This window comes from Bacillus cereus group sp. MYBK220-1 (assembly GCF_051916445.1).
GTDB lineage: Bacteria > Bacillota > Bacilli > Bacillales > Bacillaceae_G > Bacillus_A > Bacillus_A cereus.
The window spans coordinates 1,040,081-1,052,637 of the sequence record NZ_JBQAGQ010000001.1 but is presented as its reverse complement, the minus strand read 5'-3'; the positions used below and the strand labels follow the sequence as shown (position 1 = coordinate 1,052,637).

Here is a 12,557-nt window from a genome sequence, read left to right as displayed (position 1 = left end):
ATTGTAGTAAATGAAATGGTATTTAAAAATAGGATAATTATCCAGTGATAAAGCTTAATATTTGAGGCTCACTGCTTATGGAATGTATAAGCACACTCGTTTTTGTAAATCTGCTAATACTTCATCGGGTATTTCTTTGATTTTAATATCCTTCCCTAGAAAAAGCAGCCAATTTATTATTTCCGTCACTTCATCGGGATTGTTAACATTGATAAAAGTTTTTAAAATGGCTGTGGATTGGTAAGGATTAGTATAAGATATTGAAATTTTTAAAGGATGGTATTTTTTGAACTGGGCAATTGCTTTTGGTCCAAGTTCAAGTACCAAGTTGATTATTTCGTCCTTCTTACTTAGTTTTTCTAAAATCTTTTTCTTATTTAGCCTTTTGTTCGTCGTGTATGGTTCGATATTAATGAGATCATCGACAGGAAACATCATCTTCTTTTCTTTTTTTAAGTCAAACCCTTCAATGATCCAATGGCTTTTTTCTTGATAAAGGTGCAATAGATAAATTGGATAAGTCTTGATTTCTTCATCTTCTTTAATGGTAATCAATAAATGGTTATCCAAAAGAAGGATTTGAATGAGTTTTTCTAACATAGGATGGGGGAGATCAGAAAGCTCAAGTAGATCGGGATTATGAGGGTTAGTCCCTTGGAAAAGCAAGAGTTGATTTAAAAGAACGAGATCATCTTGCTGGGTTTCTGAGATGAGTCCTAGTAGTTTTTCGGCTAAAGATTGACGACTCTTTAGGTAGGGAAGTTGTTGATTCCTCGTAGCCATAAAGGCAATAAAAAGAGCTTTCACTTCATTATCAGTAAAGCGAACAACGGGCAGGATAGAGTTGTGCATAACAAAATATCCCCCGGACCTCCCAACTTCAGCGACAAGTGGCATTCCCATAGCTTCAATTTCTCTAATGTCTCTAATAGCTGTCGACCGTGATATGTTAAATTCTTGTATAATTTCAGAAATTGTAAAGTGAGAGCGGTTGTTGATATACCGCATAATTGTATTAATCCGTTCAACTTTTTTCATTTTAGTCTCCTAAACAGTATCATTTTTTGATATGGTTTAAAGGTATTATAAACGTATCAGATGAAAAGATAAATCGTTTGATTAATAAAAAAAGAGGCAGGTTTTGCATATGAAAAATTATACTATAGAAGAAAAAGATAGCTTTATTGTGTTAGGTATTGGAACTGAAATTAAGAGTGAATACACAGACTTTGCTGGAATAAATAAAGAAAAGGAAGACTTTTGGTCGGCTGTTAAAGAAGATGGAAGGCTGGACACTTTAAAAGCTTTAGCGACAAATGAATACATTTTTTCCGTGAGCGAAGCGGTGAATAACAAAATGATGTATTATGCGGGTGTCATGACAGAAGCACAAATAGAAGAAGAATCTAGAGTAATCCAGTTTCCGAGGGGAGAATACTTAGTAGTGAAAGGGGAGGACAAAACGGCTGAAGAGCTAAGTAATAAGTTGACTGGTATCGCCTTCGGTCAAGCTTTACCAGATGCAAATGAGTTTGCTTATGTTGGTGGACCAAATACGACGGTTGAGATGGGGAAAAGAAACGGCTTAGTGTTTGGTGAAATGTGGATTCCAGTTGTTAGGAAGTAAAGTGATAAAAGGTGCGAATATGGGAAGTAGAGGCTAACAATCTTGGATTGTTGGCCTTTTTAACATGAATATAATATTCATATGCTGCTCCATAGTATGTTCTGATAAAATGGAATAAAAGGGGATTACTGTAAGGTGGTGGTGGGGTGAATAAAAAAAGGCTATTTGAGCTATTTATAGTAACGTTTGTTTTTCTATTCCTTCATGTAAGTACATTTACAAATGAGAAGTTTAACGATAAATTGGGTGCTTTTACTTACATTGTTTTATTTCTTATGCTTACTATCAACGCTATATTTATAGAAAGGTATTTTGGTGATATACAAAAGTGGATTCGAAATATTACATGTTGCTTTGCTTTATTCGTAGTGGTTTTAGTAGCTCTATGGATAGGTTATTTTTAGTCCTTACTTAAGAGAATGAGAAATATGTGATTACACTACATTCGATCCGATAATATTACTTAGCTGCATCGGTTTATATTAATCTTTTCTCTCCTCAATCATAATAAAATGTACAATAGGAAATTTTATGTAACATAAAGGGGGAAGGTTTATGGTCAGCTTGAGTACCTTGATAGCTTTTGCAATTGTTTCGCTTAGCATGGTTTGTTCACCTGGGCCTAATATGATTTATCTCATTTCCCGTTCCATTACGCAGGGACGTATGGCGGGATTTATTTCTTTATTGGGCATCATGCTCGGATTTGTAATCTATATAATCGCAACTATGTTTGGACTTACAGTTCTATTCCTTGCTGTTCCCGCTGTATATGAAGTAGTAAAGTGGGCAGGTGCTGCTTACTTACTCTGGCTAGCTTGGAATTCGATTAAACCGGGTGCTATATCTATTATGGAACCTCGTACGATTTCTAATGAACCACCACGGAAATTATTTTTAATGGGACTCATGACTAATCTTCTGAATCCAAAGATTGCTATTTTGTATGTATCACTTTTACCTCAATTTGAAGATCCAGAGAAGGGATCGTTGCTTTTTCAAGGTGCAGTTTTGGGGCTTACGCAAATCACTGTTAGCTTTATAGTTAACCTTCTAATTGTATGTACAGCAAGTAAAATTGCGAAATGGTTTGGCACACATCCAATGTGGCTGCGAGTGCAGCGTTGGCTTATGGCAAGCGTCTTGACAGGTCTTGCGGTACGTTTAGCTTTTGAACGTCGACAGTAAGAGTATCTAAAAAAATTGAAAATCTTTTTTTATGAAGAAATTAAATTTCATAGTGATGGTACAACAAGTACAGATGCGAATCTTACCCACGTATATGGAGAAAAAGGAGCATATACTGTGGAACTAACAGTGGAGGATAGTAAAGAACAAACAAAAGTTACTGTAAAACAAAATCCGCAAACAGGTGGATCCCTCGAAGAGGAGAAGGACTCCCCATAGGCTTGTAAAAGGGAATCTGATTACTCCTGATCAGACAGATGTTTATACGTTTGATGTTACAGTTCCGAAAGAAGTAGATATTTCTGTGATAAATGAACAAAATATTGGGACGACATGGGTACTTTATCATGAATCAGACATGTAAAATTACGTAGCTTGTGGTAAAGATGAAGGAAATACTATAAAGGGAAAATTCGTAGCGAAACAAGGAAAATATTATTTGAATGTGTATAAATTCGATGATAAAAATGGTGAATATTCATAAAGTATACTTAATATCAGTAATTCATGTAATTAGGAGTGGTTTCTATATTTAGAGAAAATACAAAAAGGATACTTTTGTCATTAGTAACAAATCCAATACTAATAATTGTATACGGGATTTTTTGTTATGAGTTGGCCTTATACTGTAAGTACGGAAGAATGAATTATAATATTTACATTATGTTATTATGTATAGTACTTTTCATATCCATAACTACATTTACTACAATGCGATTGATAAAAAATAGAGAATATAAATCTAAAAAATTAACTAATTCAATAGCATGGAGATCCATTTCTATTATCATTATTGTTGCAATTACATCATTTTATGGGATGCAGATTTATAAAAGTGCAATAAATTACAATGGCAAATTGGCATGGTTTATAGAAAAGTTAAAACATGAAAGGTCAGTTAAACTTAAACATAATAATATATATAAATCTGGAGTAGAAGGTATTTTTGAAGATATAAATAAAAAATATCCTTTGCCAAAGAAATTGTATATGGCAACTGATTTTGATCTTACATTTCATTCAGATGGAACAATCACAGCGTTTGATACATTTGTTTATGGGAAAAATGTTGATGGGAAAGAAGAAACTTATTTAATCTCTTATAATAAGAAGAAATCAGAAGATATTACTATAATACGAGATGGATATGCAAAGCCTGATTATAATGATGATAAATTAGTAGAACCTTTAATTAAAACGGTTAAGGCGATCCCAGTTAAGCAAACGGTCAAAAAATGGAATGAAAGTAAGTATGGGTTGATTTATTATGGAAAAAGAAATTGGGGATCCAATACAGAGGGAATTATTAATATTACTGAGGATGGTAAGAGGCAGAGTGTTAAAGAAGCAACTTCTGATATCATTGGATATACTGTATCTATATTTGTCCCTGGAAAAGAGAAAGAGCTAGTCCCTGCTAGATATAATTTAATAAGTGACGCAAGTTGGAGTAAATCAAAGACGCCTCCAAAAGAAGATAGGCTTAAAGAGAAGGAACAACAAGATTTAAAGAATGAAAAAGAACAGTTTTTCCTATCGAAAGAAGTTGGTTATAAACTAAATATGACAGATAAAGCATTAGGGAGCGCCTTTTATTCATTAAGCAAGACTAGTGATGAAGGGAAAACATGGGAGGTTATCAATCCAGACCCATTTAATGGGGGGATTGGTAGTGTATCAGGAATCACTTTTATAAATGATAAACTTGGGTTTTTAGGAGCAATTAGGCCTTCTGGTAATGAAGGAGAGTTATATCGCACAGATGATGGGGGAGTATCTTTCAAAAAGGTAGAATATCCGCCGCATGAAGTGAAATTAGATCATATACAGTCCACAATAACTCCTTTTGATTCACCTAGTATGCCATATGAGAAAGATGGGGTTTTTAATATGTTAGTTGGACAAGGGGCAGATGGAGACTACAATGGCGATAGTAGTGCACTTTATCAATCAAAAGATAACGGAGAGACATGGGAATTTGTAGAAGAAGTGAAAAAGAAATAATCAGAATGTTTTTTTAAAAAATAAGATAACTACTGAGCTATACATTTCATTTAGAAGTTTGGTAAGGGGTATAATTCCAGCCATAAAGATAAAAATGGACCTATACCTCGCTGCCTTTCTTTGTTTTAAAGCTTTGCGTGTGGCAGGAAAAGGTCCAGACCGCTTCTATGCATGGCCAGTTCCTCTCGTCCATTTAAAAAGATGCTTTTCTGGCTTTTTTTCATAGAGGGGTTGAATAGTTACTAAAAGTAAATAATTTAAATCGAATCATAAGCTTGCTGGAAAATTTATGGTTCGATTTTTTTTAGGGCAAAGATATCGTTCTAAACGAGTATCGCCACATCGCTATCAAGCTAAAAAAAGAGGTCACCTCCAAAACGAAAAAAACATGTTAAATTCCCATGTATTATTATATTTAAAGGAGGGGATTCAAATTGGTTAAAAACTTATCTTTACTACATGCGGTTGTTGGCTTAACCAAGGGTGCTGCATTAGAATATACGAAAAAAAGAATTCGTATTAATGTACTCTGTCCTAGTGGTGTGAAAATAGCATTAACAACAAGTGTTGAAGCTCAGTTTGCGAAAGATGGGTACGCTCCAGAAGAATCTTCCCAATATGAGAATGGATCGTTATGCTGATCCAGAAGAACTCGCTGAAATGGTTGCTTACTTAGCATCAGATAAGGAAAGTTATATGATCGGTTCAATTGTTCTTGTGGATGGTGGGCTAACTTTATAGTCAATAAAAATATCGAGTAGGGTTCTTCCCATTTAATAATTAGGGACAGTTATGACTGTCCCTAATTTACTTTTTTAAACCTGACTCAATCATTCATGTGTGCCGTTAAAAGTTTAGCAAAGTTTTGTGCGGTTTGTGATAGGTAATGATTCTTCAGCTATATTAAGTTTGTCGATGCAACTAAAGCTAATTTCGCCCAACAAGTCGAACTCCATATCCTAAAACTTCTATAGAAGTCATAAGCATTAAAAATAAAAAGATACAAATTACTTTAAAAGTAATAAACTCCATAATCATACCCCTTAAGTTTCTATAAATACATAACTCAATAATTATATTAAAAATATTCAATATTTTCATTGAAATATAAATCAATTTCTATTTTATAATCAAAAACTATACTCCTTTATTTTGAATGATGGCATCACCTTTTAGTAGAATTGTCCCTTGGTTTAGCAAATGTTTTTTTGTAAATAATATATTTGTTAAACCATTAATTAAGGGGGACTAGTATGCCGCAGGATCGAAAAGAAGAAGTGCAAAACGATACATATGAAGGAAAAGAGGTTATGCCAGATAATCCACAATATCTACCGCGTCACGTGCAAATGGAGCTGCCTCCCGAATTTTCTATAAATCCTCTTTTTGCCCGCAAAGGAGAATCAGTCGTTCCGCGCTTTCACATGCCTGATGAAGGCATGTTACCAGAAACAGCGTATCAAATCGTCCATGATGAAATGACTCTTGATGGCAATGCACGCTTGAATCTTGCAACATTCGTTAGTACATGGATGGAACCTACCGCAGAGCACTTATATGCTAAAGCATTTGATAAGAACATAATTGATAAGGACGAATATCCACAGACAGCTGAAATTGAGGAGCGGTGTGTCCGCATTTTAGCCAACCTCTGGCATTCCCCCAGCCCACTTACAACTATGGGCGTTTCAACAACTGGATCGTCGGAAGCCTGTATGCTCGGGGGGCTTGCGTTAAAGAGACGCTGGCAAAATGCACGAAAAAGAGAGGGTAAGCCGGTGGATCGGCCTAATATTGTGTTTAGTTCTGCTGTTCAAGTCGTTTGGGAAAAATTTGCGAACTATTGGGAGGTTGAACCACGCTATGTGAAGGTTAGCCCTGAGCATCCCCGATTAGATCCTCAAGGGGTCCTTGCAGCCGTGGATGAAAATACGATTGGTGTGGTACCGATTCTCGGTGAGACTTATACCGGACTTTACGAACCGGTTGCCGCCATTGCAAAAGCGTTGGACGATTTACAGGAGAGGACGGGACTCGACATTCCTATGCATGTAGATGCGGCTTCGGGCGGATTTATAGCACCGTTTCTTCAACCAGATTTAGTCTGGGATTTTCAGTTGCCGAGGGTGAAGTCCATCAATGTATCGGGACATAAATATGGATTAGTCTATCCTGGCTTGGGTTGGATAATTTGGCGGGAAGCTGATGATCTCCCCGATGATTTAATCTTCCGCGTCTCCTATTTAGGCGGAAACATGCCGACTTTTGCCCTGAATTTTTCACGTCCTGGCGCACAAGTGCTCCTACAATATTACAATTACCTGCGTTTGGGGAAAAGTGGGTACTATGATGTCCAAAGGGCTTCTCAGAAGGTCGCTCTTTTTCTTAGCAAGGCGATTCAGGAGATGGAACTGTTCGAACTTTTGTCCGATGGTTCGGATATTCCGGTTTTCGCTTGGCAACTGAAAAAAGGTTACACATTAAACTGGAACCTTTATGATTTATCTCGACAATTGCGTGTGTTCGGCTGGCAAGTACCCGCATATCCATTGCCTCCAGATCTAGAAGCATTGACGATTATGCGCGTTGTGGTTCGAAACGGATTTTCTATGGATCTCGCGCATTTATTTTTGAGGAACCTCAAACAGGCCGTTGCCTTTTTGGATTCTGTGGATGGGCCTATGCCACATGATACGAAATGTGATAATGGGTTTCATCACTAAATGAAAAAGCCTAATTTCTTCGCATTAAATTGAGAAGTTAGGCTTTTTCATATTGTTTTAGGTACTTTTTTTATAATATAATCATATTGTAAAAAAGAGGAGGATATGAATGCCTAAAATAGTTGATCAAATACAAAGGAAAAATCAGATAGCCACTGCTACTTGGCGTGTAATATTAGAAAAAGGTATCGATAAAGCTTCCATACAACAAATCGCTGATGAAGCAAACATTTCGGTTGGACTTGTTCAGCATCATTTTTCGTCTAAAAATGAATTAATTCATTATGCGATGAATTTAGTATTGAATCGAATGAAAGAACGGGCAACTACTCGTACAAATGAATTTAAAGGAACGAAAGAAGAAGCACTTAGAAGATTAATGAAATTCATTATTCCTACTAATAAAGAAGAACTGTTGGAAGGTAAGGTTTGGATTACATTCTTGGGTATATCCTTTAGTTCTCCAGAGCTTATTGAACTTCGGAAGAAAATGGATTCCCATACGAGGTATCTTATGGGAATGATCTTAGATTTAATGAAGGAGTTAGGCTACGTCACACCAGGATACAATAGAGAGTTTGAATTGGAGATACTGTACGGATTTATCGATGGGCTAGTAATTCATGTCCTTCAAACACCAGAATCCTATCCAGAAGAGAAAGTAAATCAACTAATTGAGTATTATTTAAAAGAAAAAAAGAGGGATTGATCGCATGAATAAAGTTTTCATTATTATTCTTGTAGTCGTTATCGTATTGATTATTAGGCAGCTTATCCCTAAACAAGTAGATAGTTTTGATCTTCTTGGTATACCAATCATGGCTATAATTAGAACTTATATGGGTCTTCCAAATAGATTGGACTTTATTATTACAATTGAATTAATTAGTTTGCTTATATTAGGAGCGATAGTTGGTTACTGGCAAGCTAAGAGAGTGAAAGTTTTTCATCATAACAATCAATTATGTAGTGTTGGAGGCTATTCGTATATTATCGGATGGATTATGATGCTTTTAGGGAGAATTGTAATTTTATTATTATTCAACCTTAATTCTCTCGTATCGACATTTCATGACGAACAGGAACAATTTACGAGTGAAATAATTAAAGTTCTTTCTCATGCTGGAGATTGGTTAATATGGTCTACTATTCTTGCATCTTCCATCATGTATACTGTTACTTTATATAAGAATCATCCAGATATCAGAAAAATTATACATGCTCGTTTTGAAGAAATAAAGCAACGAATAAAATATTAATGTAACTAATAAAAACGTTATTCTTTCTAATAATTTTGCTTGTTTAGAAAGAATAACGTTTTTGTTTTTTTATACGCAAGTAATAGTTTACCTGCAGTTCCTATCATATAATTTATTGAATTTTAATATACGTTATGTATAACAGACATTTATCTTATAAAATAAGGGTGATATTATGACTAAGACAAACGAATCTTTAGAAGTTAATTTGAAAAAAGATGTGAAGTTTTCTATTATAATTCCTGCGCATAATGAAGAAAAGTACATTAGAAAATGTTTAGATTCAATTGCAAAGGCATCAGAGGCATATAAAGAGCAAACGGAAGTTATAGTTGTTTTAAATCGTTGCACAGATCAAACAGAGGAAATAGCAAAATCTTATAATTGTGTTACATTGAAAAATAACGATAAAAACTTATCTAAAATTCGAAATGCAGGGGCTAAAATAGCTAATGGAGAAATAATCGTCACTATAGACGCTGATACCATAATGACAGAGTCTATGTTGTCTAATGTAGATAAATATTTAGCTTCAGGTAAATACATTGGTGGTGGGGTAAATGGGAAGTTTGAAAGAATATCTTTAGGAATATTTCTCTCCGCAATGTTAATCATAATCCCCTTACTTTTTAAGTACGGAGCTATATCTGTAGGGATTTTTTGGTGCTATAGAAAAGATTTTATGGCAATCAACGGATTTAATGAAAACATGCTTATGGCAGAAGATGCAGATTTCGCTAAACGTTTAAAAGAGTGGGGAAAGAAAAATAATAAGAAATTCGGTACTATTAAAAATGGAATGATAACTTCATGCAGAAGATTTGATACATATGGAGACTGGACTTTACTTAAAAATCCAAAAGTAATTTTAGCTTATCTAAAAGGAAATGATAGAAAATACGCAGATAAGACATATTATGATAACCAAGAAAGATGAAAATGGAGAAAATCTGCAGGGGAGAGCTAGTACTTTTTTAGATATAATGAGAATCCAACTTAATTTAATAGATATTATAAGAAAACCATCAATTTGATTACCCTTTTTCAAATTGATGGTTTTTATTTTTGAAATAAATATGTATTTTTTTATAAAAATATTTTTTGACCCCCATAAAACTTTGTACTCCTCCGAATATGTATAGTGAAAAAAATAAATAGAAGAAAAATGACTATGAAAGAATATAGAAGTATTAATAAAATTACTAGATTAAGTGGCATCCAAAACGGAAGGATGAAATTACCAATTATATAGAGAAGAGTTATTCAAGGATTGCAGATAAAATAGAAAATGAATAAGCAAAACGAACGGTAGAAAATAAGAAAGTAGATAAAAATACAAACTTAACTTTAGTGCCGAGAGAAAAGGAAAAATCATTAAGAAAACGTTAGACTCTAAAAATATAACTAACAGCAAGAAAACAAGACCGAAGAAAAGTACCAAGAAAATCTGGTTAAATGGTCACTTGTGTAGTGGCCATTTTGCTATTTGAAGGAGGCTGGGAGATTACAAGTGTTGAGTTTAGTAATGAAGATCTTAAGAAAACCGAAAATAGAAGATATCGTATGTAACATACAAAACAACGAAGAAGATAAAGAAGCGTTTATCGTACAGTATCAGCCTTTTATTAGAAAATCAATCTCATCTGTCTGCCGCCGATATATTACAGAACAGGATGATGAATATAGCATTGGATTGTTTGCATTTAACGAAGCAATTGAACAGTATTCCTATACAAAAGGAAAATCCTTTTTAGCGTTTGCTGATCTTCTTATAAAAAGAGATGTAATTGACTATATACGTAAGGAGTCTAAACATAACTTTGTCTTTTTAAAAGAAGATGAGCAAGAGGAAATGTTAGAAATGCAAGTGTCGCTTACGGAGTATATGAAAGAGATGGAAAATAGTAACCGTAAGGAGGAAATTCTTCATTTTCAAAGTGTGCTAGCTGAGTTTAAAATCACATTCTCAGAGCTTGCTAAAGAATCTCCTAAGCATCGTGATACGCGTGAGCACTTAATAGAAATTGTAAAAATTATTATAAAAGAAGAGGAAATGATGGAAGAGCTGTTCCGAAAGAAAAAGTTACCGCTTAAACATATTGAACCGCGTGTTAGGGTAAGTCGTAAAACGTTGGAACGACATAGAAAATACATTATTGCAATGTGTATTATTTTTGCAAACAACTATACATATATTCTGGATTACATAAGAGGGGAAAAGCATGATGAATAAAGGAATTGTGATGGATATAAAAAAGCATAGCGTAGTTGTTTTAACACCAAATGGAGAGTTTATTACGTGTAAAAGAAAAGGGGATTCTTGCATGATCGGGGAGGAAATCTCATTTGATGAGCAAGAACAAAAAGCATCGCATTTTTCGATCCCTTCCTTTTTAAAACCTGCATCAATACTTGTTGCTTGTTTTCTATTTGCAGTGCTGTTTTTCTACAACCAACCAGAAGAAAAAGTATTTGCTTACGTCTCAGTTGATATAAATCCAAGTTTAGAGGTGAGCGTAACGAAGGATTTTCGTGTTATAGATTTACAGGCTTGTAATGATGATGGAAGGCGTATTTTAAAAGAATTGAAGCAATGGGAAAATAAACAATTACAAGAAGTAATACGTACTATTATAAAGCAAAGTCAAGAGGATAAGTATTTAACGAATGATAAGCAAGTTATGCTAACAGCAGTTGCAAAGGACAAGGCGCTAGAACCACAGTTAGAAAAGGCAATGAAAGAATTGAAGAAAGAATATGAGTTAAAACATATTACAGTTGAATATCAAAGTAGCACGATGCAAGTACGAGAGAATGCTAGAAAAGCTGGAATTGGCACAGGTGTCTATATAAAGCAAGAGAATGAGAAAAACAAATCGCTTACTCCTCCTGCCACGCCGCCTAATCCGGTGGGAAATGAAGAAGAGGTGCAATCACAGCCGGAGTCATCTCCTGATGCATCAATGGATTTATCTCCTGTAGACGAAAAAAAATATGAAAAGCAAGAGCAGAAAGAACAAAAGAAAACAGAGGAACAGCCATCGAAGCAAATAAAAGAAAACAATGGAAGAGGATCTCAGCAAGAAAATAGAGGGAATCAACAGGAGAATAAAAGTAGAGAATCACAACAAGGAAATAATGGGAATCAGCAAGGGAACAATGGAAGAGGATCACAACAAGGGAATAATGGAAATGGGCAAGGGAACAACGGAAGAGGATCACAACAAGGAAATAATGGAAATGGGCAAGGGAGCAACGGAAGAGGATCACAACAAGGGAATAATGGAAATGGGCAAGGGAACAACGGAAGAGAATCACAACAAGGAAATAATGGAAATGGACAAGGGAACAACGGAAGAGAATCACAACAAGGAAATAATGGGAACGAGCAAGGAAACAACGGAAGAGGGTCTCAACAAGGGAATAATGGAAATGGGCAAGGGAACAATGGAAGAGGATCCCAGAAAGAAAATGGTGGAAATGAGCAAGGGAACAATGGTAGGGGGTCTCAACAAGAAAATAGAGGCCACCAGCAAGGGAATGAAAAGAAGAATCAATAGAATATGGAAGTGAGAGATTCATTTCAAAGCTAAAAGGATTTCTCTCGCTATTGTGGGCAGTAAAACTCCCATCTCAAAATTTGGCTGGGCAAAGAAGTTAGGTGGGAGTTGGGCTGCTTGTAAATGCTCAATTGGTGAGGGCTGATTAAAGTTACACTTTATTATTTTATAGTTCTATTAAGAAGGAGTATGTGAA

11 protein-coding genes and 2 pseudogenes are annotated in these 12,557 nt (G+C 34.9%); 12 read left to right on the top strand and 1 reads right to left on the bottom strand.

All coding sequences use genetic code 11. From position 1 onward, the window contains the following. Positions 1-75: 75 nt before the first annotated feature. Entirely contained in the window at positions 76-1,038 is a 963-nt protein-coding gene (locus ACTFRU_RS05340; protein ID WP_086385117.1) for a helix-turn-helix transcriptional regulator, read from the bottom strand. Positions 1,039-1,147: 109 nt separating this feature from the next. On the opposite strand from ACTFRU_RS05340, the gene ACTFRU_RS05335 reads away from it, so the two are divergent. The 12 genes and pseudogenes from ACTFRU_RS05335 (at position 1,148) to ACTFRU_RS05280 (ending at position 12,361) form a co-directional block, all read left to right on the top strand. Next, positions 1,148-1,627 (top strand): GyrI-like domain-containing protein, encoded by a 480-nt coding sequence (locus tag ACTFRU_RS05335; RefSeq protein ID WP_000801038.1) that lies wholly within the window; start codon positions 1,148-1,150, stop codon positions 1,625-1,627. A gap of 146 nt (positions 1,628-1,773) precedes the next feature. Next, the gene (locus tag ACTFRU_RS05330) at positions 1,774-2,031 is read left to right on the top strand and encodes a DUF3963 domain-containing protein (protein WP_001036206.1); all 258 of its coding nucleotides are present in this window, start codon (positions 1,774-1,776) and stop codon (positions 2,029-2,031) included. A 151-nt stretch (positions 2,032-2,182) separates the two neighbouring features. Beyond that, the gene (locus ACTFRU_RS05325; RefSeq protein WP_000254106.1) at positions 2,183-2,815 is read left to right on the top strand and encodes a LysE family translocator; all 633 of its coding nucleotides are present in this window, start codon (positions 2,183-2,185) and stop codon (positions 2,813-2,815) included. A 33-nt stretch (positions 2,816-2,848) separates the two neighbouring features. Then, a pseudogene (locus ACTFRU_RS05320) lies at positions 2,849-3,299 on the top strand (pre-peptidase C-terminal domain-containing protein); the annotation flags it as partial. A 35-nt stretch (positions 3,300-3,334) separates the two neighbouring features. Next, positions 3,335-4,819, top strand: coding sequence for a WD40/YVTN/BNR-like repeat-containing protein (locus ACTFRU_RS05315; RefSeq protein ID WP_400856092.1), 1,485 nt, complete (start codon positions 3,335-3,337; stop codon positions 4,817-4,819). 458 nt (positions 4,820-5,277) lie between these two features. Further along, positions 5,278-5,560: pseudogene (locus ACTFRU_RS05310) on the top strand (SDR family oxidoreductase); the annotation flags it as partial. A 512-nt stretch (positions 5,561-6,072) separates the two neighbouring features. After that, positions 6,073-7,542 carry a glutamate decarboxylase gene (locus tag ACTFRU_RS05305; protein WP_049107856.1) on the top strand — a complete coding sequence of 490 codons (1,470 nt, stop codon included), beginning with the start codon at positions 6,073-6,075 and terminating at the stop codon, positions 7,540-7,542. 109 nt (positions 7,543-7,651) lie between these two features. Further along, positions 7,652-8,251 carry a TetR/AcrR family transcriptional regulator gene (locus tag ACTFRU_RS05300; protein ID WP_006929426.1) on the top strand — a complete coding sequence of 200 codons (600 nt, stop codon included), beginning with the start codon at positions 7,652-7,654 and terminating at the stop codon, positions 8,249-8,251. Positions 8,252-8,255: 4 nt separating this feature from the next. Beyond that, complete coding sequence (locus tag ACTFRU_RS05295) at positions 8,256-8,801, top strand: hypothetical protein (protein WP_016123079.1); 546 nt, start codon at positions 8,256-8,258, stop codon at positions 8,799-8,801. Between the two features lie 175 nt (positions 8,802-8,976). Next, entirely contained in the window at positions 8,977-9,738 is a 762-nt protein-coding gene (locus tag ACTFRU_RS05290) for a glycosyltransferase (protein WP_049107859.1), read from the top strand. Between the two features lie 573 nt (positions 9,739-10,311). Further along, a complete protein-coding gene (sigI, locus tag ACTFRU_RS05285; protein ID WP_002082432.1) occupies positions 10,312-11,034 on the top strand; it encodes an RNA polymerase sigma factor SigI in 723 nt (240 codons plus the stop codon). Continuing rightward, positions 11,024-12,361, top strand: a complete 1,338-nt coding sequence (locus ACTFRU_RS05280) for an anti-sigma factor domain-containing protein (protein ID WP_033692966.1) — start codon at positions 11,024-11,026, stop codon at positions 12,359-12,361. The genes sigI and ACTFRU_RS05280 overlap by 11 nt, the downstream gene beginning before the upstream one ends. Positions 12,362-12,557: the final 196 nt, after the last annotated feature.

Excerpts from the sequence above, each read along its gene's own strand:
- ACTFRU_RS05340 (WP_086385117.1), bottom strand. The coding sequence starts at position 1,038 with ATGAAAAAAGTTGAACGGATTAATACAATTATGCGGTATATCAACAAC.
- ACTFRU_RS05335 (WP_000801038.1), top strand. The coding sequence starts at position 1,148 with ATGAAAAATTATACTATAGAAGAAAAAGATAGCTTTATTGTGTTAGGT.
- ACTFRU_RS05325 (WP_000254106.1), top strand. The coding sequence starts at position 2,183 with ATGGTCAGCTTGAGTACCTTGATAGCTTTTGCAATTGTTTCGCTTAGC.
- ACTFRU_RS05305 (WP_049107856.1), top strand. The coding sequence starts at position 6,073 with ATGCCGCAGGATCGAAAAGAAGAAGTGCAAAACGATACATATGAAGGA.
- ACTFRU_RS05300 (WP_006929426.1), top strand. The coding sequence starts at position 7,652 with ATGCCTAAAATAGTTGATCAAATACAAAGGAAAAATCAGATAGCCACT.
- ACTFRU_RS05295 (WP_016123079.1), top strand. The coding sequence starts at position 8,256 with ATGAATAAAGTTTTCATTATTATTCTTGTAGTCGTTATCGTATTGATT.
- ACTFRU_RS05290 (WP_049107859.1), top strand. The coding sequence starts at position 8,977 with ATGACTAAGACAAACGAATCTTTAGAAGTTAATTTGAAAAAAGATGTG.
- ACTFRU_RS05280 (WP_033692966.1), top strand. The coding sequence starts at position 11,024 with ATGATGAATAAAGGAATTGTGATGGATATAAAAAAGCATAGCGTAGTT.